This is a genomic window from Oryzomonas sagensis (genome assembly GCF_008802355.1).
Taxonomy (GTDB): Bacteria; Desulfobacterota; Desulfuromonadia; order Geobacterales; family Pseudopelobacteraceae; genus Oryzomonas; species Oryzomonas sagensis.
The window spans coordinates 218,130-240,997 of the sequence record NZ_VZRA01000002.1 but is presented as its reverse complement, the minus strand read 5'-3'; the positions used below and the strand labels follow the sequence as shown (position 1 = coordinate 240,997).

General features: G+C 59.4%; 27 protein-coding genes. 11 read left to right on the top strand and 16 right to left on the bottom strand.

The features are described from left to right. Positions 1 to 95: 95 nt before the first annotated feature. The 6 genes from F6V30_RS09020 to F6V30_RS08995 all read right to left on the bottom strand — a co-directional run bounded on the left by F6V30_RS09020 (position 96) and on the right by F6V30_RS08995 (position 4,616). Complete coding sequence (locus F6V30_RS09020; RefSeq protein WP_151156653.1) at positions 96 to 1,613, bottom strand: terminase; 1,518 nt, start codon at positions 1,611 to 1,613, stop codon at positions 96 to 98. Then, positions 1,603 to 2,028 (bottom strand): terminase small subunit, encoded by a 426-nt coding sequence (locus tag F6V30_RS09015; RefSeq protein WP_151156652.1) that lies wholly within the window; start codon positions 2,026 to 2,028, stop codon positions 1,603 to 1,605. The genes F6V30_RS09020 and F6V30_RS09015 overlap by 11 nt, the downstream gene beginning before the upstream one ends. Before the next feature lie 91 nt (positions 2,029 to 2,119). Next, positions 2,120 to 2,299, bottom strand: coding sequence for a hypothetical protein (locus F6V30_RS09010; protein ID WP_151156651.1), 180 nt, complete (start codon positions 2,297 to 2,299; stop codon positions 2,120 to 2,122). Position 2,300: 1 nt separating this feature from the next. Then, on the bottom strand, positions 2,301 to 3,164 hold the full coding sequence (locus F6V30_RS09005; protein WP_151156650.1) for a hypothetical protein: 864 nt from the start codon (positions 3,162 to 3,164) through the stop codon (positions 2,301 to 2,303). A 205-nt stretch (positions 3,165 to 3,369) separates the two neighbouring features. Beyond that, entirely contained in the window at positions 3,370 to 4,269 is a 900-nt protein-coding gene (locus F6V30_RS09000) for a YqaJ viral recombinase family nuclease (protein ID WP_151156649.1), read from the bottom strand. A 152-nt stretch (positions 4,270 to 4,421) separates the two neighbouring features. Further along, on the bottom strand, positions 4,422 to 4,616 hold the full coding sequence (locus tag F6V30_RS08995) for a hypothetical protein (RefSeq protein ID WP_149306433.1): 195 nt from the start codon (positions 4,614 to 4,616) through the stop codon (positions 4,422 to 4,424). A 137-nt stretch (positions 4,617 to 4,753) separates the two neighbouring features. Between F6V30_RS08995 and F6V30_RS08990 the strand changes: the two genes are divergently transcribed. From F6V30_RS08990 to F6V30_RS08980, 3 genes are all read left to right on the top strand, one after another. Next, complete coding sequence (locus tag F6V30_RS08990; RefSeq protein WP_151156648.1) at positions 4,754 to 5,098, top strand: helix-turn-helix domain-containing protein; 345 nt, start codon at positions 4,754 to 4,756, stop codon at positions 5,096 to 5,098. Between the two features lie 159 nt (positions 5,099 to 5,257). Beyond that, positions 5,258 to 5,581 (top strand): helix-turn-helix domain-containing protein, encoded by a 324-nt coding sequence (locus F6V30_RS08985; RefSeq protein ID WP_188055296.1) that lies wholly within the window; start codon positions 5,258 to 5,260, stop codon positions 5,579 to 5,581. A 598-nt stretch (positions 5,582 to 6,179) separates the two neighbouring features. After that, on the top strand, positions 6,180 to 7,802 hold the full coding sequence (locus F6V30_RS08980) for an ArnT family glycosyltransferase (RefSeq protein ID WP_151156646.1): 1,623 nt from the start codon (positions 6,180 to 6,182) through the stop codon (positions 7,800 to 7,802). A 33-nt stretch (positions 7,803 to 7,835) separates the two neighbouring features. Here the strand turns inward: F6V30_RS08980 and F6V30_RS08975 are convergent, their stop codons facing one another. From F6V30_RS08975 to F6V30_RS17075, 4 genes are all read right to left on the bottom strand, one after another. After that, positions 7,836 to 8,588, bottom strand: a complete 753-nt coding sequence (locus F6V30_RS08975; protein WP_151156645.1) for a glycosyltransferase family 2 protein — start codon at positions 8,586 to 8,588, stop codon at positions 7,836 to 7,838. Between the two features lie 54 nt (positions 8,589 to 8,642). Further along, positions 8,643 to 10,448 (bottom strand): tetratricopeptide repeat protein, encoded by a 1,806-nt coding sequence (locus F6V30_RS08970; RefSeq protein ID WP_151156644.1) that lies wholly within the window; start codon positions 10,446 to 10,448, stop codon positions 8,643 to 8,645. 318 nt (positions 10,449 to 10,766) lie between these two features. Beyond that, complete coding sequence (locus tag F6V30_RS08965; protein WP_191965632.1) at positions 10,767 to 11,975, bottom strand: HD-GYP domain-containing protein; 1,209 nt, start codon at positions 11,973 to 11,975, stop codon at positions 10,767 to 10,769. Between the two features lie 333 nt (positions 11,976 to 12,308). Continuing rightward, positions 12,309 to 12,461: a hypothetical protein gene (locus F6V30_RS17075; protein ID WP_191965631.1), complete on the bottom strand. Its 153-nt coding sequence runs from the start codon at positions 12,459 to 12,461 to the stop codon at positions 12,309 to 12,311. A gap of 36 nt (positions 12,462 to 12,497) precedes the next feature. On the opposite strand from F6V30_RS17075, the gene F6V30_RS08960 reads away from it, so the two are divergent. From F6V30_RS08960 to F6V30_RS08930, 7 genes are all read left to right on the top strand, one after another. After that, entirely contained in the window at positions 12,498 to 12,968 is a 471-nt protein-coding gene (locus tag F6V30_RS08960) for a phosphatase PAP2 family protein (RefSeq protein WP_191965630.1), read from the top strand. Positions 12,969 to 13,185: 217 nt separating this feature from the next. Beyond that, positions 13,186 to 13,497, top strand: coding sequence for a hypothetical protein (locus F6V30_RS08955; RefSeq protein ID WP_151156641.1), 312 nt, complete (start codon positions 13,186 to 13,188; stop codon positions 13,495 to 13,497). Between the two features lie 163 nt (positions 13,498 to 13,660). Beyond that, positions 13,661 to 14,557, top strand: coding sequence for a DMT family transporter (locus tag F6V30_RS08950; RefSeq protein ID WP_246163386.1), 897 nt, complete (start codon positions 13,661 to 13,663; stop codon positions 14,555 to 14,557). Between the two features lie 54 nt (positions 14,558 to 14,611). Further along, positions 14,612 to 15,358, top strand: coding sequence for an SAM-dependent methyltransferase (locus F6V30_RS08945; RefSeq protein ID WP_151156639.1), 747 nt, complete (start codon positions 14,612 to 14,614; stop codon positions 15,356 to 15,358). A 458-nt stretch (positions 15,359 to 15,816) separates the two neighbouring features. Continuing rightward, positions 15,817 to 16,821: an SH3 domain-containing protein gene (locus tag F6V30_RS08940; protein WP_191965629.1), complete on the top strand. Its 1,005-nt coding sequence runs from the start codon at positions 15,817 to 15,819 to the stop codon at positions 16,819 to 16,821. Positions 16,822 to 17,241: 420 nt separating this feature from the next. Further along, positions 17,242 to 17,442 (top strand): 4-oxalocrotonate tautomerase DmpI, encoded by a 201-nt coding sequence (gene dmpI, locus F6V30_RS08935; RefSeq protein ID WP_149306446.1) that lies wholly within the window; start codon positions 17,242 to 17,244, stop codon positions 17,440 to 17,442. Between the two features lie 84 nt (positions 17,443 to 17,526). Then, entirely contained in the window at positions 17,527 to 17,883 is a 357-nt protein-coding gene (locus F6V30_RS08930) for a winged helix-turn-helix transcriptional regulator (protein ID WP_151156637.1), read from the top strand. Between the two features lie 107 nt (positions 17,884 to 17,990). Here the strand turns inward: F6V30_RS08930 and F6V30_RS08925 are convergent, their stop codons facing one another. The 3 genes from F6V30_RS08925 to F6V30_RS08915 all read right to left on the bottom strand — a co-directional run bounded on the left by F6V30_RS08925 (position 17,991) and on the right by F6V30_RS08915 (position 19,742). Further along, on the bottom strand, positions 17,991 to 18,197 hold the full coding sequence (locus F6V30_RS08925; protein ID WP_151156636.1) for a hypothetical protein: 207 nt from the start codon (positions 18,195 to 18,197) through the stop codon (positions 17,991 to 17,993). Between the two features lie 214 nt (positions 18,198 to 18,411). After that, entirely contained in the window at positions 18,412 to 19,098 is a 687-nt protein-coding gene (locus tag F6V30_RS08920) for a DUF554 domain-containing protein (RefSeq protein ID WP_149306455.1), read from the bottom strand. 143 nt (positions 19,099 to 19,241) lie between these two features. Beyond that, positions 19,242 to 19,742, bottom strand: a complete 501-nt coding sequence (locus F6V30_RS08915) for a pyridoxamine 5'-phosphate oxidase family protein (protein ID WP_191965628.1) — start codon at positions 19,740 to 19,742, stop codon at positions 19,242 to 19,244. A gap of 380 nt (positions 19,743 to 20,122) precedes the next feature. Here F6V30_RS08915 and F6V30_RS08910 point away from each other — a divergent pair, with 380 nt between their 5' ends. Further along, on the top strand, positions 20,123 to 21,328 hold the full coding sequence (locus tag F6V30_RS08910) for an aldo/keto reductase (RefSeq protein WP_151156634.1): 1,206 nt from the start codon (positions 20,123 to 20,125) through the stop codon (positions 21,326 to 21,328). 159 nt (positions 21,329 to 21,487) lie between these two features. Here F6V30_RS08910 and F6V30_RS08905 read toward each other — a convergent pair whose 3' ends face one another. From F6V30_RS08905 to F6V30_RS08895, 3 genes are all read right to left on the bottom strand, one after another. Beyond that, a complete protein-coding gene (locus F6V30_RS08905; protein ID WP_151156633.1) occupies positions 21,488 to 21,781 on the bottom strand; it encodes a PilZ domain-containing protein in 294 nt (97 codons plus the stop codon). A gap of 379 nt (positions 21,782 to 22,160) precedes the next feature. Further along, the gene (locus F6V30_RS08900; protein WP_151156632.1) at positions 22,161 to 22,430 is read right to left on the bottom strand and encodes a PilZ domain-containing protein; all 270 of its coding nucleotides are present in this window, start codon (positions 22,428 to 22,430) and stop codon (positions 22,161 to 22,163) included. Positions 22,431 to 22,519: 89 nt separating this feature from the next. Further along, entirely contained in the window at positions 22,520 to 22,852 is a 333-nt protein-coding gene (locus tag F6V30_RS08895) for a DUF3024 domain-containing protein (protein ID WP_151156631.1), read from the bottom strand. Positions 22,853 to 22,868: the final 16 nt, after the last annotated feature.

The following is a 22,868-nucleotide window of genomic DNA, read 5'->3' as shown; positions in this document are numbered from 1 at the left end:
GATTCTGAGTTTTTTCTGTATCTCCGTAACAGATTTTGACGTTCTCAAAGATTTTCTCTGTGTCTCCGTGTCTCTGTGGCGGATTTTGCTTTTGGTTATTTCCACGGATCGTATTCCACCACATGCCCGGCCCGGTGGCCGAACGCCGCGCGCTTGGGGGTCTCCACCGAGGCGTACACCAGGGCGTCGCCACGGTCCGGGGAACGGCCGATGCGGGCCATGAGGTCCTCCTTGGATTCGATGAGGATCCTGCCCGAACGGAGCGACCAGGTGGGGGCGCACAGGTCGGCGCGGACCGCCTGGCCCGGCGGCAGGGCTACCGGCGGCACGGCCTTCGGGTCCAGCGCCTCGCGCATCTTCCACCACAATTCGGCCCGCAGGTTGTGGAAACGGAGCTTGCCGCTCTTGTCCGTGCCGTGGCTGGCCCCGGCGCCGTTGATGGGCACCACGTGCACCCCGGCCTGGTTCAGGTGGTCGTAGGGGCTGGTGCCGCAGCCGATGACGTCCACGTGGATCGGGGCCCCGTCCCGCGCCGCCGCCATGGCCAGGGCCGCGGCGCTGGGGCCGTCCGGGGTGGCGCTGCCGGGGTAGCAGAGGAGCTGGTCGTACCACGCCCCGTGGCGGCGGGCGATGACCGTCTCGGCCCTGCCGCCCCGGGCCACGTCCTGCCCCACCCCATCCATGGGGCCTTGCCTGCCCTGCTCGCTCCAGCGCCCCTGGGCCGCAACCACCCAGGCGCTGGGGATTACCTGGAAGGGGTTTTCCTCCTGGCCGGCGCTGAAGTCCCCTTCCAGCATCCGGGAGCGGAGCGGTTCGGGCAGCGCCTGGAGGGTGGCCTCGTAGCCGGTCTCCATGAGGAACGGGTTGTCCTGGACCCGCGAGGGGATGAAGGTGCGGGATTGGGGCCTGATCCGCCTCCCCAGGTGAAGGAACGGCTCGCCGCTCTCCACCTCGGCGTCCTTGCCGTCCAGCACGGCGAACCAGCGCAACTCGCCTGGCTGGGCCGGGTTGGGGTGGTCCTTGTCCAGCCAGGGGGCCCAGTAGCGCATGACCCACTCCCCCTGGCTGTCCACGGGCGGGTTGCCGGTGCAGATCACCCGGCAGCGCTGCGCCGTGTCCGTGGTGCGCAGCCAGGTGATGAGGAAGCGGAACTGGGCCTCGGTGAAGGAGGTGATCTCGTCGAAGACCTTCAGGTCGTGGGGGCGCCCCTGGTACTTCTTCTCGTCCCCCAGCACCGGCACCGCCCCGAACTCCACCTGGCGGCCGGGGAGACGCCACAGGTTCCTCTGGGCGTTGAACCCCTCCCCGGTCCCCAGGATCTCGGCCATGCGGTCGCAGATGGCCTGCAACTCGGTGCCGACCCGGCGGAAGATGATGGAGCGCCGGTGCCGGGTCAGGGCCGCGCCGATGACCAGATCGGTCTTGCCGCCCCCGGCCGCGCCGCCGTAGAAGAGCACGTCGGCCGCCGAGTCGTAGGCCGCCTGCTGCGGCCCCTGGAACAGCGGCACCCAGGCCGGGGTGAGCCGCCGGGCGATGGCCGCCAGTTCGGCCCGTTCCTCGGCCGTGGCGTAGCCCAAGAGACTCTTCAGTTTTTCCAGCGCATCACGCGGCATCGGCGCGTTCCTCCAGGATGGCGATGAGGGTCAGGAGCCGGTTGGACAGTTCCAGGTCGGAGAACTCCAGGGGGCCGCCGTCGGGACCTGCGTGCTCCACCCGGTCGGTGAAGAGCTTCAGGTGTTTGCCCAGCAGTTCGTTGGCCTTGAGCGCCTGGGTGAGATTGCCGCCGGTCACGGCCTTGCCCCGGATATCCACGATGGAGCGGAGCACATCCTCGCCGCTCAGGTTCAGCTTCTCGGCCCGCTCCTGCAACCCCTTCCGCACCGCCTCGGCCGCCTCCGGCTTGTGCAGCAGATTGTAGCCGGCAACATGGGCGGTGCGGGCGCTGTAGCCGGCCCGGATGGCCGCCTGGGTGGCGTTCAGGTCCACCAGGTATTCGTTCACGAATAGGGTCTGCTTGTTGGTCAACATCGGTACCTCCTTGAAAGCTTCTGGAACCTATGGGGCCTAAAGGGGCAGGGGGTGGTTGATCTTCCGTGTCCCTACGGCTCCGTGGCAACGATCAGCCGTCCAGATCGCTCGTGGCGGCGGGCTCCGGCCCCACGTCGGCCCAGTAACCGCACATGAGGCAGCTATCACCCTCCACCCAGGCCTGGTCGTCGTCGTACCGCTCCAGGGACGAGGGGGTGGTGATCACCGCCACCCTACGGATGTGGCGGGAATGGCACTTGGGACATTCCATGTCACCCCTCCTTGGCGGCAAACGCCTGGTTCCGGGCCGCCCCGGTGCGCAGCCGCTCCTTCAGCCCGGCGGCCCCCTTCCTGGGCGGGGCCGCTGCTGCGGCCCGCTCACCCACGGGCCCGAACCAGTCGCCCGGCTTGCTCATGCCGTCGTGCAGGCTGGTGCGAATCTTGCCCAACTGCACCGCCTGGGCCGGGGTGGCGGCCTCCAGGGGACAGCCGATACGGGCCTCCACCTGTTCCCTGGTCACCCCGCAGGCGGCGAAGGACTCCGCCAGCCGGGCCAAGGCCGCGGGGGATACGTCGGCAGCGGCGGCCAGGGTCTCCTCGCACTGCTCCACCGCCGCCTCCACCACGTCCCCCGGCACGACCCCCAGGATGCAGGCCCGCAGGCGGCGCGCCCCCTGGTTGGCCACCGCCTCGTAGATGTCCCGGCCGTCCTCCGCCCGCCGGGCCCCCTGGCGGCCCACACGCCGGTGGGGCACCCGGAAGACCTTCTCCTGGCGCGTGTTGCTCTCCACGTCCCAGGCATAGGCCTTGACCGTGGATTCGCCCCCCTGCTGCTCCAGCTCCTGGATGCCGAACTGGATGTTGCCCCAGTTCTGGGCGATAGCCTCGGCCAGGCGGATGGAGGGGCCGCTGATGTCGGAGCCGCCCCGGCTGTAGGTGTAGAGCCCGGCCCGGGCCAGCCCCGCCCTGCGGCAGGCGGCGATGATCCGCCCGAAGGCCTCCCGCTGGTCACGGGGAAAGCGCCGGGCCAGGAGGATGGCCCCCTCGGCGTCCCCCAGGGGGGCGGCGCCCGGGGCGCGGGGAGTGATGGGGGTGGCGAACAGGTTGTCCAGGGTGGTTGGTGCAATGGTCGTCATAGGTATGGTCTCCTTGTATAGTGCGATGCAAAGTAAAAATAAAAATCTGCCACAGAGACACGGAGACACAGAGGTACACAGAGAAAGGCAAAATCTTTTTTGGTTAAAACCATCATCAAAAACCGTTGCTTTTTACCTGCCTTGTTCCTGGTTTTTCTCTGTGTCTCTGCGTCTCTGTGGCGGACGTTGACTTTTCTCCTCATCCTTATTTCAGCAAGAAGCGCCGCGCCGCCTCACCGGTTTTCAGGTACTGCCGGTACAGCTCCGGGTGGGCCGCCCGGAAGGCGTCGTGGTCGAAGCGGCTCGGGGGTTTGGCCGCCTTCCAGGTGGCCGCCAGGCGGCCGTCGATGGTGAGCCCCTCCATCTCGCCCATGCAGGCCTGGATGACGATCTTTAACCGCTCCTCCTCCGCCTCGAGCAGCTTCTGCTCGGCCTTGAGCGCCTTCATCCCGGCCACCGCCGCCACGGCCCCGGGGGTGGCCGGGACCGTGGCGGCCACCGGATGGCGGAACCTGAGGGCCAGGTCGGCCATGGAAGCGGCGTCGGGAGGCTCGCCCCGCTCCACCCTGCCCCAGAATTCGGCCTCCCGGCCGGCCATCAATTCCTGGAGCTCCCGGTCCGCCCGGACCTCGTAGAGCCGGAAATCCTGGCCGCCGATGAGCACCGCCACATCGGCCAGTTCCAGCCCGGTGACCATGAGGTAGTGCTGCACCTGGCACAGGTAGGCCTCGGGGATCTCGTCGCTCCCCGGCTCGCCCCACCCCTCGGCGCTGCGGGCGGTCTTGATCTCCAGCACCCGGCCGTCGTCGGTGACGCCGTCCAGGGTGGCCAGCAGGTAGGGGCGCTCCCGGTGGCGCACTATCCGGCCGGGGACCCGCACCGTGCGGCCGGTGGCGTCGGCGTAGCGCTGGCGGATCGCCGGCTCCAGGGCGCGCCCCCAGAACATGGCCGGGCTCTCGGGCGGCTCCGGCAGCTCGCCCCGCTTATCCAGGTAGACCTGATAGGGGGTGGCGTAGCGCGACACCCCCAGCACCGCCGCCGCGTCCGAACCGCCGATGCCGCTCCTGCGCGCCTGCAACCACTCCGCCCTGCTCGATCCGTCCATGATTCCCCCCGTAACGTCAAAATGAGTACCGTCCGCCGCAGAGACACGGAGACACAGAGAAAACCGGGAGTAAGGCCCGGCAAGGAAAAGCGATTCCCGACGGTGGGGTTACCCGAAACAGTTTTCAGCCTTTCCCTGTGTACCTCTGTGTCTCAGTGTCTCTGTGGCGGATTCAGGATTTTCCCCTCCCCCTCCTCCTCTGCCAGCCGGGAGTAGATCAGGCTCCTGACGATGCTCCCCACGGAGATGCCGGTGCGCCGGGAGAGATCGTGCAGCGCCCGCTTCTTGGTCTGAGGGAGGCGGACCGACATGGCCGCGGCATGGTCCGTTTGATCCGTTTCGTGCATTTAGCACCTCCTTTTTGATTAAAAACTAAATCTAATTGATTTAGTAGTCAAGCAAAAAATAAACATTATGATTTTTATATTGACAATTGCAGGTGTTAAATTATGCTTGACTATAATTCACTGGGGAGGTGCTCATCATGAGCGTTGGGGAAAACATCAAAAAAATCCGTGAGGAAGCCGGCTACACCCAAAAGCAATTGGCAGGGGTCATGGGGGTGAAGCCGTCCTACCTGTCGGCCCTGGAACGGGGGCAGCGCCGGCCGGGGAAGAAACTCCTCCCCCTGCTGTGCGACGCCCTCGGCGTAGATGAGCAGACGATTCTCTTCGGCCCCCGGGAACGACCGCTGCGGCGCGAGGAAAAGGTCCTGCTGGCCGCGGTCCAGGGTTTCTCCACCCGTCTTCTGCTCATCGTGATCGAGTTTGCCATGAAACTGAAGGCATCCGGCGAACCGCTGTATCTCGCTGCCCCCAAAGGCGTATGAGTCCCGGAAGACCGGCGCACCGGCGCCTTCCGCCGAATGGCCGCAGCTGCATCATCTTTTTGATTCATAAATCGTGAAATAAAATGCATAATGATTTTTGGGTTGACAAGCCCCCGGATTAAATTAGGCTTAGAATCAATTCAACAGGGGGTAACCGGTATGAGTGTCGGAGAAAACATCAAAAGATTCCGGGAAGATGCAGGCTACACGCAGAAACAGCTGGCCGAGATCATCCAGGTGAAGGAGCCCTACATTTCGGCCCTGGAGCGCGGGCAGCGCCGGCCGGGGAAGAAGATTCTCCCCCTGCTGTGCGACGCCCTCGGCGTGGACGAAAAGACTATTCTTTTCGGGACCCGGGAGGAGTATCAGCGTCCGTTGAGCTACGAGGAGAAGGTCCTGCTGGCTGCGACCGAGAGTCTTTCCAAAGATCAATTGCGCGAAGTGATTCAGTACATGATGAAATTGAAAGCATCCGGCGAATGAGTTCGATTCTCTCCTGCATGGTAACCACCTGAATCCAATAGTTTTTGGTACAGGAGCATTCTTTTCATTTTCCATGGTTTCAGCCTAGCACCGGAGGGCGACACAAAAAGTCGCATCTGGGGGAGGAACGGTTATGGCCTTGATGAGAAGGGAATTTCGTAGGACGAGGACCGATGGGACTCGTGAGACCCATGAAATTCATAAGACCGATAAGTCCCATTGTCCCTATAAGTCCCATAAAACCGCCCCCCTTGCCCCCCCATGACCACCATCATCCTGCCACCGCGAACTGCTTTCCTACCAATTCCTGCGGGTGCGTGATTTCGAGATTTGGGCAAAGGATTCCCGGGAAGCCCGGTATGTGAGGGAGTTGGGTGAGGACCTTGCACTCCTTGGAGTCCGTGCGGCAGGATTCCAACGGGCCTGAAACAAGATCATGGCAGTATATTCATTTGACAGACCCATTGCTTCTGCTATCCTGCCCGGGAGAATAAGCAGGGAGCGGGTCTCACATTGGGATTGAGACAGTTGAGACCGGACTTCCGGCTTTTTTGCTGAAGGCAAACCTGATTTCATATACCCGTTCCGGAACCCAACGATGAGAAGAACAGAACGTCTCTCCCAGTATCTACCATACTGCTTGCCAGCCTTGATTTTGGCCGTTGTCGTTTATGTTCGCATCCGGCTCCTGACCGTTCCGCTTGAGCGGGATGAAGGGGAATATGCCTACATGGGGCAACTCCTGCTAAAAGGCATTCCCCCTTTTACCCATGCCTACACCATGAAGCTCCCGGGAGTCAGCCTGGCATATGCCTGCTTCATGTTCATGTTCGGCCAGACCCCCGCTGGAATCCATGCCGGCTTAATGATTGTTAATGGAATATGCAGCTATTTGGTCTACCTGCTCACAAAACGGCTCTTTGATCGCACCACTGCTCTGATCTCGTGCGCCAGTTATGCTGTATTGACGCTAACCAGTTCCGTGTTCGGTGTTTTTGCCCATGCAACGCATTTTGTTGTGCTGTTTTCCTTAACAGGCTTCCTGCTACTGCTCCGTTCCATCGACAAAAGGAAAGTTATACTTCTGTTTCTCAGCGGACTCTGCTTTGGCGTTGCCATCACCATGAAACAGCATGCCATAGTGCTGTCTATTTTCGCCGTTCAGTATCTATTGTTACGTGCCTGGAAAAGTCCCGGCTCTGATAAAAAAAACGGCGTGACGGGAAGTATCCTCTTCCTGCTCGGAATGGTCATTCCCTATGCGCTGGTTGTCCTGTGGATGGTCAATACGGGGAGTTTTGCCAATTTCTGGTTCTGGACCGTACAGTACACTCGTGAATATACTTCAGGCATGTCACTTGAGTCCGGATGGTATAATTTCAAAGATACTTTCAGCGATATAGCAAAGCCACAACTACCGTTATGGCTTCTTGCCGGGTTCGGGAGCATCGCGCTCTTCACCCAAAAGAGCCGCTGTATTGACAGGCCTTTCGTATGTGGTTTTCTCTTGTTTTCGTTCCTTGCGGTCTGTCCGGGTTTGTTTTTCCGAGGGCATTACTTTGTTCTGTTTCTGCCCGCAGTGGCAATCATGACAGGTGCGGGGTTAAGTTCTGCCGAGCTCGTGTTCCCTTCCATCACGTCAGTGCGGTTTCCACACGTTATCCAGGCTCTCATTCTGTTAGCGGCTGTTACCTATAGTCTCTACCAAGAAAAAGATAACTTTTTTATCTTAACCCCACTTGAAATGAGTCGTGCAACTTATGGAGTAAACCCCTTTCCAGAGTCACTCCAAATAGCCGATTACATAAAAAAACACACAAAACCGGATGATACAATTGCGGTCCTTGGTTCCGAGCCGGAAATAATATTTTATGCGGACAGGCTTTCGGCAACCGGCCACATTTATATGTACGGGCTGATGGAAGATCAGCCATATGCAGAGCGCATGCAGTTGCAAATGATTCGTGAAATAGAAGCGGCACGGCCAACGTTTATCGTTTTTGTCAACGTTGACTTTTCATGGTTGGCGCGGGAATCTTCCCGCAAGACGATCTTCAATTGGGGAGGGCGCTACATCGATAGTCTCTATGATACGGTGGGAACAATAGATATAATTGGCCCCAATTCGACCAGATATCTGTGGGATACTGAGGAATTAAGGCACTATCAACCGGTTTCCGGGAATTATGTGGCCGTCTATAAAAGAAAAGGCGGAGTATGAGATAACCGTTGCCGGGATACCTGTCGAGCCGGCTCAGATCGCAGGAGGAAAAAGTAACGCCCTCTTTCCGCCCACACCCAATTTGCGCAGCCTGAAATCGATGGCCGTCCTCATGACGCCCATGCCGTACACCATGCTGCGACGGAAGTTTATTGACGATGCTTCGGGAAAGTACTTGGTGGGGCAGGATAGCTCACCAATGCGAAACCCCAACCAGATTACCTGGGCAAGCATTTGGTTGTCGAAAACGAAGTCATCGGAGTTTCTGCCCAATGGAAGCGTTTCCAGAACCTGGCGCGAGAAAGCGCGATAGCCGGTATGGTACTCGGAGAGCTTGTGTCCCAGGAGGATATTTTCAATCAGCGTAAGACATCGGTTAGCGATGTACTTATATAATGGCATCCCACCCTTCAGCGCACCAACCCCGAGAATCCGCGACCCCAAAACGGCATCGAATTCACCGTAGGCGATCATTGCGGCCATGGCTGCAATCAGTTTCGGGGTGTACTGGTAGTCGGGGTGGAGCATGATCACGATGTCTGCCCCGAGTTGCAGCGCGGTGCGATAACATGTTTTCTGGTTTCCCCCATATCCCGTGTTGTTTGTATGGACAACGGTATGGATGCCGAGCTTCTTGGCAACCCCAGCGGTATCGTCATTGCTGGCATCGTCCACGAGCACTACGTCATCCACGAATTCAAAAGGTATTTCCCGATACGTCATTTCCAGCGTCTTCGCTGCGTTGTACGCAGGGAGAACGACAATGACCCTCTTTCGATTCAGCACGCGCACCTCATGACAATTGAATTTCAGTACATGGCAACCGAAACTGCCGGCACATCAATTTGGTGCCGCATCAGGCGTTCCGCCCAGCCCTTGCGACGCCAATCGCATGCCTGTGCGGGCACTTTCAAGATCAGGCGCCAGCCGTAGCGCCTCAGAGAAATGCCGAAGAGCCTCGCCATATTTCTTTTGCTGGAGCAAGGCCACCGCAAGATTGTTGTGACACGCCGCAAAGTCCGGCCGCAACCTCAGGGCCTCATAGTACTCGGCAATGGCCTGGTCTGACCTCCCCAGATGGTCCAAGGCGATACCAAGGTCGTAATGACCCTCCACGAAGTCTGGGACCAGCCGTACCGCTTCCACAAGCTGTTGTACCGCTTCCGCTGTCTTCCCCTGATTGTCAAGGTCGATCCCCAGGCGATGCCGTGCCTCCCCGTAGTCAGGCTTGATCTTCAACGCCAATCGGTACTGGCTGATAGCCTGCTCGGTCCTTCCCTGCTGGTCATAGGCAGTGCCCAGCGAATAGATGGTCAACTCATAATTCGGGAAGGTCTTCAGAGCCTCGTGATACTGGGCAATGGCCTGATCCGCCTCCCCCTGCTCCAGCAAGGCGTTGCCGAGAAATATGTGCGCCATGTAATTGTTGTCGGTAACGGCAAGGGCATGGGTTAAAAGGGTAATATCATCGTGCCAGTACCGGACCTGGTTCCAGGTCAGAACCGCACAACCAAGAACCAGGGATACACACACCGCGATTAATGCCGTGCGGAATCGCGGCAGTCGTGCGCCGATTTCAGCCCCACCCCAGACAATCATAATAAAAAGGCCGATGATCGGTATGTAGGTGTAACGGTCGGCCATCGACTGACCGCCGACTTGGACCAGGCCTATTACCGGCACGAGCGTGACGCCATACCAGAGCCATCCCATGGCCAGATAGGGGTAACGGCGCATCCCCTTGCATACCAGCAATGAGATGACTGCAATTACGAGGAGTGCCAGGGCCGCTCTCGGATATGATACGCCAGTCAGGGAATAATAGGCCGCCAGGTCGGCAGGCCAGAGCGTTTTACGGATATAGGACACGTACGATAACGCGGCGTTGGCGGCACGCATGGAAAATCTAAGGGTTGTCCCGGAAGCAAGAGCCCCCCCCTCCCCCTGTGTGAAGAGAGTCACGACTGAAGCGCCGACCGATAACAGTAAGAACGGTACTTTCTCCCCCAAGAGAAGCCACACGGAATGTTGCGCTGGTGGCAGAGATTTCCTGAAACGGCCCAATGGCCAGAAGTCGAGCAGCAACAGCACAAGCGGCAGCGTGACCAGCATCTGCTTGGCCATCAACCCGAGAACGAATGAGATGAGGGTGAGAACATAGAAGGTGCGCTTGGCTTGTTTTACATAGGCACCATAGAACAAAAGGGAGAGCATCCAGAAGAGGGTGCTCAGCACATCCTTGCGTTCCGCTACCCAGGCAACGGACTCCACATGGAGAGGGTGGAGCGCGAAAAGCGCGGCTACGCACAGGCTTTGCCATAAAGCCCCTGTCATGGTGCAGAGGAGAATGAATAACAGGACGGTATTTACCCCATGAAGCGTCACATTCACGAGGTGGGGACCCATGGGGTTCAACCCGAAGAACTGGCAGTCGGCCATATGGGAAAGCCAGGTAAGGGGGTGCCAGTTGCTGGTGTGAGCAGTGGTGAAGGCCCACTTGATCGAGGCGGGGGTAAGGCCCGAAAGAACATGGTCGTTCTGTGTGATGTAATCCCCAATGTCGAGACCGGAGAGCGGGTAGCTCGCCGTACGGCAATAGACCGCTGCGGTCATTATGAAAAGTGCTGCACTGAGTAGGAATTTCAAGCGCAATGCTGCCCCCGGGGTTTAGTGGGTGAGGTCTCCAGGCTCCCGGCTGGGGCAACAGACCGCATACCAGGCAACCAATCCTGTCACCCATGAGCGGCTCTATTCGCATCTACCGGCAAAAGTCTTTATTTTTATAGCACTTGAATCAAAAATTGTAAACTCCCTCATTAATTTTTACGCTATTATGAGAGACATGAGAGCGTACGAATCAGGCGGGAATTATGGCGATGACATCTCTGACGGCAGCGACCGTACCGCCGTACACGCCAGCAACGGCCCGGCTCCTGTCGCCAAGGCTCGACATTTGCGAGTGGCTTACCACGAAGTCGTATCCCCCGACACGTCCGAGAACAACGATTTGAGCAGGTTCTTCAACTCCGTCCGCAACTCCGTCAAGGCGGCCCTCTCTTCGCCATAGGTGCTGTTGATGTTGTCCGTTATAATGGAGTGCATCTTGACCAGCTTGTTGCGGTCGGCATTGGGGCTCCGCATCTGCTTTTTCAACTCCCGGATCTCGGCCATGTCGATGGACCGGGCCGCCGCCGGCGCTTCCTTCGCCACTTCCACCGTTTCCGGGAGTGCCGTGTCTTCCATGATCCCCAGGAACCCCGCCAGGGTATCCGGGTCGAAGAGTTTCCGTTCGCTCTTCATGGTCCGCAGGGCCTCCGCCGGGGTGGACGCGGACTTGTAGGGGCGGTTCATGGTCAGGGCGCAGTAGATATCGCAGATGGACACCAGCATGGCATAGCGCGGGATCTCGAAACCATCCAGCCCCCTGGGGTAGCCGCTGCCGTCATAGCGCTCGTGATGGCCCAGGGTAATGTCATGGACGATCCGGTCCGTGACCCCGGCGCTGTTGAGCAGGTCGATGCCGTATTTGGGATGGAGCTTGACCCGGTAATATTCGTTCTCCGAGAGCACGTCCATCTTTTCGGTGATATCGCTCGAAATGGACAGCATCCCGATATCGTGCACCATGGCTCCGGTGCCGACGCTGACGAGATCGTCCCTCCCGGCGTTGAACAGCCTCTCGCCCATGAACAGCGCCAGGATCGTGGTCTGGGTCGAATGGTTGATGAGGTATTTGTCGAAGTTGTCTTCCAGCTTGCCAAAGAGCGCGATCAGCTCATCCCGGTCCTCGAACCTGAACCCGACCTTGCGGAGGATGGCGCGGCATTTTTCGAACATGGCGGGCTGGTTGGGCTTTTTGAAGACATCGTCGACAGCCTTGATGATCATCTGGCTGCAGATCAGGTTCTTGGAATACTGGGACAGGAGCGAGGCGGCGCGGGAATCGTCGAGCCGCTTTTCCACATGCTCCTGTACCTCTTCCGAATCCTTGCTGTCGATATACACGAACTCCGTACCGTTTTCCCGCAATCGCTCGATATTGTGGATGGTGAGCTTGGTCTTCTCCGGTTTGTAGAGGGTATATTTCCCGTCGAGCCTGACGAACAGCTCGACCTTGGGAAAATTATCGTGGTTGATGGAATCAAGCACTATGGGCGAATACTCTAAAGCCATTGACGCTCCTTTTTTCATGGTTCCCGGTGCCCGGCCCCCTGCCGCCGGCCCCGCCTGCTATCGTCCGCAGTATAATCATCGGCAGAACTAACCTCTAGCTGTAGCAGGTAATCAGCCATAACGCTAAAAAATTTCAGCATGTTATGCGACAGCAGCGTGTTCCCCATGAAAAGGCCGCTGTCAACGGCACCGACCTCGCCCGCCTTTGCAAAACGGCAAAATAATCGTATAGTACGTATCCGCAGGGGCACCAGACCGCCACTGCCGCATCCCGACACAACCGACGACTAAGGAGCGCTTATTCCAGTTCAGCCTGCGCCGCACGACACCGCATCATCCGCCAGCCAGCGCCGGGGGTACGAAACCGCCCTCCTGGCCGCACTGGTCCCCCTTGCCCTGGCGGCCTCCTACAGCATCGGCCACCTGGACATCCCCGTTGCCCGGCTCGTCACGCGCTACCTTTACGCCAGCAGGGAGTGGCTCCACTTTACCTCCTCCATCCCCGACGCCCTGCTCATCCTGGTGGTCTGCGTTGCCGCAGGCTCCTACGCCCTGTTCCGCTACCGGGTGGCCCGCCACGGCATCGATGCGCCCGCGATCATGTACGAGACCCTCGCCGTCGCCGCCCCGGCTGCCTTTCTGGCAAAATCGCTCCTGAAATTCGCCTTCGGCAGGATCAACACCCGGGAATGGCTGCTCGCGCCCCAGGAGTACGGGTTTCACTGGTTCAACGGCGATGCGCGGTTTTCCGGCTTCCCGTCCGGGCACATGGTGGTCTTCGTCGCCCTTTGTGCGGTCCTGTGGCGTTTTCACCCGCGCTGGCGCCCGGCGTGCCTGGCGCTGCTGCTGCTGTTGGCCCTGGCCCTGATCGCAACCAACTACCACTTTCTGAGCGATGTGATCGTTGGGGCGTATGTGGGGCTCGTGGTCGAGGCGGGCACCCGCCGCGCGGTGGAGCGCGCCTACCGCGGCCCGTCGCTTATGAAGCGATGAGGCGGGGCTCCCGGAGACGGTCCGGGGCCCTTTTTCTGAGCGGAAAAGACATGGGGCAGCCTCTCCATGTTCCATGCCATGACGAAGGCAGACCTGCCCCCCCCATGTTGTTCCCCTCTTTCACGGACCACCGGCTTGACAAATCCCCCGGCATTGCTACCCTTCCAATCAAGCGTATTGCCCGATGATCCCGCAGGGGAAGAGCAGGAGCGTAACTATGGCAACGGAAGATAGCTATGGCATCTGTTTTTTTGCCGCCGGGAAGTATCACATCCTGTGCCGCGAGGGGAAGGGATACCGGTTCCAGAACGTTGCCGAATACAGTGGCCTCACGCCGGTAAGGTTACCGTACCACGAAGCCCGCGCATTCATTGAAAGCCACCCGATATGCGCCAACATCAGCCTGCACGGCATACGGATCATGCCCTACGGCGAGGTTGAGAACATCCTTCAGGGCAAGTCGGCGGCAAGCGCCGTGAAATCCCTCGCCCTCAGCGGCGAGGAAGAGGAAGAAAAACCGCTGCACTGATTGGGCTGGCGCGCAGGAAAAGGCGTTGTTCGCGAGTTCCCCGGACGGCGGCGAACGCGCTATTTTATTGACTGCTCCCCCGCTTCTGCTATTTTGAATAGTTCCACTAAAGCAGACGAAGGAGCGGGTCATAGACACACATAAAGCGATAGACGGTTTGGCAATGGGGCTGATGCTGCTCCTGTGCATTATCTGGGGGCTGCAGCAGGTCGCACTGAAGGCCGCCGCGCCGGATATTGCCCCGCTCCTGCAGTTGGCGCTCCGCTCCGGGATCTCGGCGGCGCTGGTGGGGCTGTTGATGTTCCTGCGGGGGGAGCGCATTTCCCTAGGGGACGGCACGTGGCGTCCCGGCCTGGTCGTGGGGGTGCTGTTCTCCCTGGAGTTCCTGTTCGTGGGCCAGGGGTTGCGCTATACCAGCGCCTCCCACATGGCGGTCTTCCTCTACACCGCTCCCGCCTTCGCCGCCCTGGGGCTCCATTGGCGTCTGCCCGCGGAACGGCTGCAACGCTTCCAGTGGTTCGGCATCCTGCTGGCCTTCATGGGCATCGTCATCGCGTTCTTCGGGCGCAGCCAGCAGCCGGCTGCCGGGGCGCCGGCCGCCATCCTGTGGGGGGATTTCCTGGGGCTCATGGCCGGGGTTTCCTGGGGCGCCACCACGGTGGTGCTGCGCTGTTCAAGCCTCGCCCGCACATCCGCCACCCAAGCCCTGCTGTATCAATTGATCACCGCCTTTGTCCTCTTGCTGGCGGCGGCCGTGTGCCTGGGCGAGACCGCGTTCACCCCCACCCCCCTGGCCTGGGGGAGCATCCTGTTCCAGGCGGTGGTGGTCTCCTTTGCCAGCTACCTCACCTGGCTCTGGCTGCTGCGCAAGTATCTGGCCTCCCGGCTGGGGGTGTTCTCGTTCATGACGCCGTTCTTCGGCATCGGGTTCGGGGTGTGGTTGTTGCACGAACCGCTGGAGGCGAGCTTCGTGATCGGGGCGGTGCTGGTTATCGCGGGGATCGTGCTGGTAAGCGGCTATGGGTGGTTGAAGCAGATATTCGACGGCGGGAAGGACTGACGGCGGAGCGGCGGAACCGGGGCGCACTGCCATGCGGACAAAGGAGTTTCAACAGTGGACATTCCACGGATATTCACCATTTCCGAAAGCGCTCATCACATCCATAACCCCTTCACACCGGAAAAGCTCGCCACTCTCGGCGCGGCGTTGCGTCTGGCACCGGGGACCCGTGTGCTCGACCTCGGCAGCGGTTCGGGCGAGATGCTCTGTACCTGGGCACGCGACTACGGAATCAGCGGCACCGGTATCGACATGAGCCCGCTATTCACCGAACAGGCGAAACTCCGCGCGCAAGAACTGGGCGTCGCCGATCGGGTCCAGTTCATCCACGGAGACGCTGCCGGCTACGTCACCGACGAAAAGGCCGGCGTGGCGGCCTGTGTCGGCGCCACCTGGATCGGCGGCGGAGTCAGCGGCACCATCGAGCTTTTGGCCAAGAGCCTCCGCGCGGGTGGGATCATCCTCATCGGCGAGCCGTACTGGCGGCAATTGCCGCCGACAGAAGAGGTCGCCACGGGATGCCGCGCCCGTTCCATCTCGGACTTCCTCGTGCTTCCGGAACTTCTCGCCTCTTTCGGCACCCAGGGCTACGACATCGTGGAAATGGTTCTGGCGGACCAAGACAGTTGGGACAGGTACGAGGCAGCCAAGTGGCTCACGATGCGCCGCTGGTTCGAAGCGAATCCCCACGATGACTTTGCGAAAGATGTTCGAGCCGAACTGACCTCGGCACCCCAACGCTACGCCGCCTACGCCCGTGAATACCTGGGCTGGGGTGTGTTCGCGCTCATGGCGCGGTGATGGGGCACAACAGGTCTACGCTGACATAAGGACATGGGATTTGAACAGGGGCACGCCCCTGTTTAAGTCCGGCCTTTGGCCACCAGCGCGGGGATAAACTGTTCGGGTAAGTGAACGGGGCCGGTGCGGGGTGGCCGGACGCTATGCGACAAAATGATACAAAGAAGGGGCTCCCGGAGACGATTCGGGGGCCTTTTTTTCGTTTGATTTCGGGGAGGTAGGAGGGAAAGGCTCGAAAGTGGTAATTTTTTTAACACTTTTCCAGAGTGTTAATTATTTTAACATATTGATTTTGCGATTGAAAATTATTGATGCGAGAGGTAGAAGGGTGCTTGTGGGTTTTAATTGGAGGGCAAAATAGCAGTAGCGTTTTTTCATCTTCCAGAAATATGAATAATGGAGACGCGACCCTATGTGTTGCCGCTAGTTTTTCCTCGAGTCAAAGAAGGAGGTTTAGTGTGAGTAGTAACAGTTTGGGCATTGTTGGAATGAAGGATCTCGGATTTGAGTTTGAGCCTCCATCTCTTAAATACCTGAAAGAGTTTCAAACGCAGCAAGATTTTTTTAAAAATGTAGTTGAACCACCTGCACTGAAACACCTGAAAGAATTTCAGCGAAATCAATACGATTGGTTGAAAAATATTGTAGAGCCACCATTCTTAAAGCATCAGCAAGAATTACAGCGTCAGTACGAACAATGGAGAAAGGTGTTTGACTTACCATTTCAAACTCTTGCAACCAATCTGTTCCAAACTTCAGAAATACGTAAGGCGTTAGAATCACCTGTCACAAATATTTTCAAACAGTTTCAATCTCAAAAGTTTTCTTTTCCCATTACTCCTCTATTCATGTCGATACAGAGCATTCACAGAATTTCGTCCGAGTATCAAAAAATATTCGATGCACAAAAGTATCTTGATTTTGCTGACCATGCATTTCCTGAACGTATTGCTACTGAAATGATGAATAGGCTTGAGACCTTACATTATGGATTAGATTCTACCACCGCCGATCCTGAATCTATCATTACCGAAGAAATCAATGCTCTTGCAGAGTTACTGTTAAATGAGTGTAAAAAACTTCCGAAAAAATTAATTTCTTTTGAAGCAATGATTGGCTATGTCCTGACCATTCTAACATTTCTTTATTGTCTCCACTCAGGAAATATGACCGAAGAGAATATCATGAACAGATTATCTACTGACAAGGCAGAGGTACTTCAAGCAATTTCAGAATTACATCCCCAGGTTGATAACAACAAACACTATGTCGTGGATAGGATCGTAAACCTTAGAGTTAAGCCTAATTCAAAATCTCAACGTTTTGGAGCGCTTTACCCTAACCAGAGAGTGACCTTACTGAAACAAGGTGGAAAGTGGATATATATCGAATATTTTGATTATCGAGACGGAGTCCCAAGATGCGGTTGGGTTTTTAAAAAGTATCTTCACCTTCTGAAGTAATGAGCAAGTCGGAAGGGCCGGGTCTCAATCTTCAAAATTTGAAATTTATAACCCTACCCCTCCAGCATGTCATCGGTCCCTCCAGCATGCCCCTTTTTTAGTTTTAAACAGGCCGGGAGGGTCAGGTCTACAATCCTCAAATTTTTGAAATTTGGAGCAGGCCGATAGGGTCAGGTCTACAATCTTCAAATTTTGAAGTTTGTAGACCTGACCCACCAGATGCCGCAATCCGGGCAGCCCCCCTGGCCTCGTCACCGCCCCCCTAGCGACATCACATCAGAGGCCGCATCCCCATTTCCCCACACCAGGCGCAACGACAAAACCGCACCGCGGCCCCGCAACAGAAAAACATTGCTTCTCTTTTAGTAGCATGCTATTAAATACGTAGCGCGCTACAAAATAAATAGCAAGGAGATTGTCATGCCGGTTATCACCGTTGATCTGCACAGCATCGCTACGGAACAAAAAAAGGCCCTCATCAAAAACTTGACAAAGACCGCCGCAGAGGTCACAAATATCCCCGCTGAAAAGTTCACCATCCTGATTAACGAGCTCGACAGCGCCAACATCGGGATCGGCGGCCTGACGCTCGCCGAAATCAAGGCGGCCCGGGCCCGTTAAACCGCTCCGGGCATCGATCCGGTTGTCCGCGGCAGCCGGATCGACGCCCGTTCATCCCCACCCCAAAGGAGATAAGCGCGCCCCATGTCCATTCCAAGCCCCGGGAAAAAGGTACGCGGTTCTCTCTCCGGTACGCCGATCAACGCCCTGTTCGACCTTCTGGGCCGCCGCTGGGCGCTCGGCGTTCTGTGGAACCTGGAACAAGGCCCCTGCACGTTTCGCACATTGCAGGAGCGGTGCGGCGACATCTCACCCTCCATCCTCAATAGCCGCATCAAGGACCTGCGCGAGGCGGACCTGGTGGAAAAGACCCTTGACGGCTACGCGCTGACCCGGCGGGGCAAGGAACTGCGCGACATCATCGTGCCGCTGGGAGCATGGTCCGCAGCGTGGTCGAAAGAGGTCTTCGACTACATCAAGCCGGGTACGGAGGGGTCGTAAAGGCACGATCCGCAAATTTCCCAGAGCCCCGCATTAATCGAGGGACACCAACCAAAGCGCTCAGCCGGTGCCCCTCCCATTCCCTGCCGCCGAAATATCCGTATCGCTCAAATCAGCTTGTCGTAATCGCCGCTGACATAGGGGAAAATGTCGTGGGTCACCTCATGGTTGAGGCCCACGATCGTCCCGCAGGACACGCACAGATACTTTTCGCCCTCGGCCGGGTGGCCGCTCCGTTCGCAATCCCCGCTCCATATCTTGATGTCGCACCGCCCCTTGGGAGCTGCCGACAGGTTCGTTCTCTTCGATGTCATGGTGTGCACCCCCTTCCCGCGTGCCCCCTGCGGCCGGTTCGCAGCCCTGCTTCCGGCGCGGCTGACCGCATGGAACCCTGATTTCAGTATAGCACGGGGCGGGGAATAAACGTAGCTTTCGGCCCCGCCCATGGGGCAGGATGCGGGGGCGGGAGGGTCAGGTCGGCAATCCTCAAATTTTGAAATTTGCAGGCCAGCCCTCCGGCACGCCCACTCACGCCCCCCCAACCAGCCACACGAGCCCCACCGCGACAAAGACCGCCGGCAGCAGGTTGCCCACCGGAAAGCGCTTGATCCCCACCAGGTCCAGGCCGATGGCGACAATCAACAGGCCGCCGACCGCATTCATCTCCGACACCACGGGGCCGGTCAGCAGCGATTTTGCGGAATCGGCCGCCAGGGTGATGCCCCCCTGATAGAGCGCGACCGGCAGCGCCGAAAACAGCACCCCGATCCCCAGCGTCGAGGCCAGGGCGATCGAGGCCACCCCGTCCAGGGCCGCCTTGGCGTAGAGGATGGTCGGCGTGCCGCCGAAGGCGTCCTGAAGCGCCCCCATGATTGCCATGGCGCCGACGCAAAACAGGAGGCTGGCGGCAACGAAGCCTTCGGCAATATCACCGGCGCCGCGACAACGCCCCTGCAACCACAGGCCGAACGATTCCAGACGCGCCTCTATCCCCATGAGTTCGCCCAGGATGCCGCCCAGTATCAGGCTACCGATCACGATCATCGGCTGTTTGCTCTTCAGGGCCAGTTGCAGCCCGATGAGCACGACGCTCAACCCCAGGCCGACCATGACCGTTTGCCGTATCCTGGCGGGGATGATGCGCCCCGCGTAACGGCCGACCAGCGCGCCGGCGCAGATGGCGGCAACATTTACAATGGTTCCGGTCAATATCACCGTTCAACTCCTCGATAATCGTTTCGAGATCGACTACTTCCGTGTGTTGCTCAGGGGGCAGGGTCCGGGCTCCGGCGCAGCGCAGGGGCAATGAAAAACGTGGATGTACCCAAACGGCAGCGCCTGTCCCAGCCCACCGCCGCCTATTTCTGCGTCGCCACGGCACGCCGCTTCGCCGACAGGGCATCGACCCGCAGGCGCAGGACATGGATGCGGGGCACCACCTCGTGGTGGAAGTGATAGTTTTCACCTTCGCGGACATCGTACTGCCGGAGCATGGTCTGGAGCGCGGCGACCTTTTCCTCTTCCGCCACATACTCCATGGTGCCGGTGCCCATGACCGACTCGAATTCCATGGTGCATTCGCACGCACCCACCCGGGGGCCGGTGACGATGCCGTGGGTCGTTTCCATGACGAAACCGACCCGGTTGTTCCGCTTGATCAGGTCGTGCTTCCGCCCCTCTTGGGCACCGTGGAAGTAGAGGCTTACCTCGTTGGTCTCCGTCACTGCCAGGCCAAAGGTCATGGGGACCACGTAGGGATAGGGGTCGTCGGAGAACGCCACGTGGCACACGGTACAACCCCTCATGACGTCGATAATGTTTTCGAACCCGGTAATCTCCCGATCCTGCCGTCTCATCATGGTCACCCCGCATTGGTAATCGCACCGCCAAGCCACGCCGCACCGGTACGGCACCGGCATCCCCCGAAGCGCGCGGAGCAGCAGCCCCCCGGCGGAGGGCCACGGCCACGGCCGGTGTTCCCCGCGCGCCTGCGGCTCCGTGGCCGCCGATACTCTGTACCACAGGCGCGGGAAATCGCAAAATCAAAACGGCAGGCGGCGCCCACCCTGCCGGATTAGTCGGCTTTTTCGATAGTATCCCCCCTGACCGGCCCGGCCGTGCCGCATTCGCGAGGAATAGGCAAGCAATCGACAGGAACGGGTATTGAGATTGCGGCCCATTGCACCTAGTATAAAGTCATTTATACTTTAAGGGGTCTTTAGCGCAAAGGAGGTCTACCGTGCAATACAGAACAATGCCGAAGAACGGGGATGAACTCTCCGTCCTGGGATTCGGGTGCATGCGCCTGCCCGCCAAGGACGGCAGGATCGATGAACCGCGGGCCATCGCCCAGATCCGCCAGGCCATCGACAACGGGGTGAATTACGTCGACACGGCGTGGCCGTACCACGGCGGCGAGAGCGAAATCCTGCTGGGAAAGGCCCTGAAGGACGGCTACCGGGAGCGGGTCAAGGTCGCGACCAAGCTCCCCTCGTGGATGATCAAGAGCCGCGCCGACATGGACCGCTACCTGGCCGCCCAATTGGAGAAACTGGGCATCGACCGCATCGATTACTACCTGGTCCATAGCCTGGACGGCCCCCAGTGGGATACCATGGCAAGCCTGGGCGTCGCGGATTTTCTCGACCGGGCCACGGCCGACGGGCGGATCGGCAACGCCGGTTTTTCCTTCCACGGCCTGGGGCCTGACTTCACGCGGATCGTGGATGCCTACCCCTGGGTATTCTGCCAGATCCAGTACAACTTCCTGGATCAGGAGTACCAGGCCGGCGCCGCGGGGCTGCGCTACGCCGCCGCCAAGGGGCTGGGGGTGATCGTCATGGAACCGCTGCGGGGAGGGAATCTGGGGCTCCCGACGCCGCCGCCCGCCGTGGCCGCGATCTGGAACGAGGCGAAGGTGCGCCGCCCGCCGGTGGAATGGGCCCTGCGCTGGGTATGGAACCACCCGGAGGTCACACTGCTGCTCTCGGGCATGAACGAGGAGCGCCATATCGAGGAGAACCTGGCCATCGCCGATTCGGCCCTGAGCGGCGCCCTGACCGGCGAGGAACTGGCCCTGGTGGACCGGGCCGGCAGGAAGTACCAGGAGCTGATGAAGGTCGGCTGCACCGGCTGCGGCTACTGCATGCCCTGCCCCGTGGGCGTAAATATCCCGGGCTGTTTCGATGTCTACAACAAGATGCACCTGTTCGGCAATACGGAGGAGGCGAAGTTCATGTATTCCATCCGCATGAGCGGCGACCTGCTCAACGACAAGCCGGGGTTCGCCTCCCAGTGCATCGCCTGCGGCGCCTGCCTGGACAAGTGCCCCCAGCAGATCCCGATCCCGGACATCCTGGCCCAGGTGGTCGCCGAGCTGGAGGGGCCGGAGTTGCAGGAGCGGGTGGCCACCGCCAAAAGGATCTTCAAGGTCGAGGCACGGTAGTTCCCGGAAACAGACAGGGGCGGGCCGCNCCCGCCCCTTCGCTTTTCGTTCCCCCCTTTCCCCCCTTTCCCCCCTCCGCCGCCCGCTTCAGCCTGGTAAGCGCATAATCCCGCTGCGCCGCGTTCTGGCGGGCCGTCAGGGGACGGGGACCGAGCCCCCTCAGTGCATGGTTTCCCCCCCATAGGTGAGTTCGAGAATCTGCACCCCCACGATGGCGCTGCCGAGCCGGGCCACGCGGCAGGTGTACTTCACGGGATAGGCGTCCGGCCTGCCGCCCAGGGTCAGGCCGCACCTACAGCCGGGATGCACGCAGTCCGGGATCGCGTTGTCCAGATTGACCAGGGCGCCGCTCAGGGAGATGTTCTCGACCTCGCCGGCATAGGCGAGACCGGCAAAATGCAGGGTGCATTTCGCATGGCCCTCGATCCTGAACCTTTGGCCCATTCTGCCCATGGGATCGGTCGCTTTCCCCAAAAACCGCCTGGAACGTTCTTGCGAGAAAGTATAGCATCCCACACTTTTTTTGCAGGAAATAGTTGATTTTGGGTCGAAATTTCTTTTCGACCCCCTGCCGTTTCATTGCCCCCACGTCTCAGATACCAGCAAAATGATTCAATTTTTCCCGGCATTTTTCCGTGGGCCGGGGAGCGGCAAAAATTACGGCATCTCTTCGCTTACGGGAAGGTCATGCAGGTGCGCGGGCTATACCCGGAAAGGCAGGTGCCGCGGGGTCGCAGAGACAACGGGGCACCTGAAGCAAAAAGGTCGCATGTGGGGGGACGGGCGGCGTAATGGGCGGAGGGGGGGGGATGGTCCAGGGGCTCAGCGCGGATCAGGTATCCAGGAACTGCACGCCGAGATGCGCCCCTTCCACCCTGACGACCTTGCAGCGGTATTCGACCGCGGTCAACAGGAGTGCCTTCAGGGAACCGATCTCCCCGACCCTGATGCCCTCCCGAACCGGGCCGTCCATCTCGATCGAGGCCCCGGTGGTCGAGAGGTTGTCGATCAGGCAACGGTACTTTGCACCGCCGATGTTCAGCAAGCACGGTGTTTTAATGGCGAAGCGTTTGTCGCTCCGTTCCGTTCGTTCCGCTTGCATGCATCCGCCATCCTTTTTTCTATGATTCTACTACCTTTGCCGGCACACGTCTACGCCGTTTGAGCAGAAAAGCCGCCGACCGCCGCCGGCTAATCCCAGAAGATGCCGGTGGGATCGGCCCCCACCTCGGCGACCAGTTTTTCCAGGGTATCCCGGTTGCGTCCCGTGGGGTACGGCTGGCGCCGGTTCTTCCGGTCGTACCAGTACAGGGTCCAAATCTGCGACTCCGGGTCGAATTCGAACTGGGCCACGTTCACGCTGTTCATGATGTTCGGGTCGATGAACAGGGGGCGGGTCTCCACCAGGGCCACCCGGTTCCCCCTGGTCTGGTAGGCAAGGGTCACCGCAGCGCCGCTCCGCGCCCGGCAGAACGCGCCCAAGAGATCCTCCACCCGTGCCGCTTCCCTATCGGGCAACGCCATTGTGCACGCACCTTTC

Bases quoted from the DNA above. Each gene is read 5' to 3' on its own strand.
- F6V30_RS08980 (WP_151156646.1), top strand. From the start codon at position 6,180: ATGAGAAGAACAGAACGTCTCTCCCAGTATCTACCATACTGCTTGCCA.
- F6V30_RS08900 (WP_151156632.1), bottom strand. From the start codon at position 22,430: ATGCAAGCGGAACGAACGGAACGGAGCGACAAACGCTTCGCCATTAAA.
- F6V30_RS09020 (WP_151156653.1), bottom strand. From the start codon at position 1,613: ATGCCGCGTGATGCGCTGGAAAAACTGAAGAGTCTCTTGGGCTACGCC.
- F6V30_RS08990 (WP_151156648.1), top strand. From the start codon at position 4,754: ATGAGCGTTGGGGAAAACATCAAAAAAATCCGTGAGGAAGCCGGCTAC.
- F6V30_RS08985 (WP_188055296.1), top strand. From the start codon at position 5,258: ATGAGTGTCGGAGAAAACATCAAAAGATTCCGGGAAGATGCAGGCTAC.
- F6V30_RS09000 (WP_151156649.1), bottom strand. From the start codon at position 4,269: ATGGACGGATCGAGCAGGGCGGAGTGGTTGCAGGCGCGCAGGAGCGGC.
- F6V30_RS08950 (WP_246163386.1), top strand. From the start codon at position 13,661: ATGGGGCTGATGCTGCTCCTGTGCATTATCTGGGGGCTGCAGCAGGTC.
- F6V30_RS09005 (WP_151156650.1), bottom strand. From the start codon at position 3,164: ATGACGACCATTGCACCAACCACCCTGGACAACCTGTTCGCCACCCCC.
- F6V30_RS08895 (WP_151156631.1), bottom strand. From the start codon at position 22,852: ATGGCGTTGCCCGATAGGGAAGCGGCACGGGTGGAGGATCTCTTGGGC.
- F6V30_RS09015 (WP_151156652.1), bottom strand. From the start codon at position 2,028: ATGTTGACCAACAAGCAGACCCTATTCGTGAACGAATACCTGGTGGAC.
- F6V30_RS09010 (WP_151156651.1), bottom strand. From the start codon at position 2,299: ATGGAATGTCCCAAGTGCCATTCCCGCCACATCCGTAGGGTGGCGGTG.
- F6V30_RS08905 (WP_151156633.1), bottom strand. From the start codon at position 21,781: ATGGGCAGAATGGGCCAAAGGTTCAGGATCGAGGGCCATGCGAAATGC.
- F6V30_RS08995 (WP_149306433.1), bottom strand. From the start codon at position 4,616: ATGCACGAAACGGATCAAACGGACCATGCCGCGGCCATGTCGGTCCGC.
- F6V30_RS08925 (WP_151156636.1), bottom strand. From the start codon at position 18,197: ATGACATCGAAGAGAACGAACCTGTCGGCAGCTCCCAAGGGGCGGTGC.
- F6V30_RS08965 (WP_191965632.1), bottom strand. From the start codon at position 11,975: ATGGCTTTAGAGTATTCGCCCATAGTGCTTGATTCCATCAACCACGAT.
- dmpI (WP_149306446.1), top strand. From the start codon at position 17,242: ATGCCGGTTATCACCGTTGATCTGCACAGCATCGCTACGGAACAAAAA.
- F6V30_RS08955 (WP_151156641.1), top strand. From the start codon at position 13,186: ATGGCAACGGAAGATAGCTATGGCATCTGTTTTTTTGCCGCCGGGAAG.
- F6V30_RS08930 (WP_151156637.1), top strand. From the start codon at position 17,527: ATGTCCATTCCAAGCCCCGGGAAAAAGGTACGCGGTTCTCTCTCCGGT.
- F6V30_RS08915 (WP_191965628.1), bottom strand. From the start codon at position 19,742: ATGATGAGACGGCAGGATCGGGAGATTACCGGGTTCGAAAACATTATC.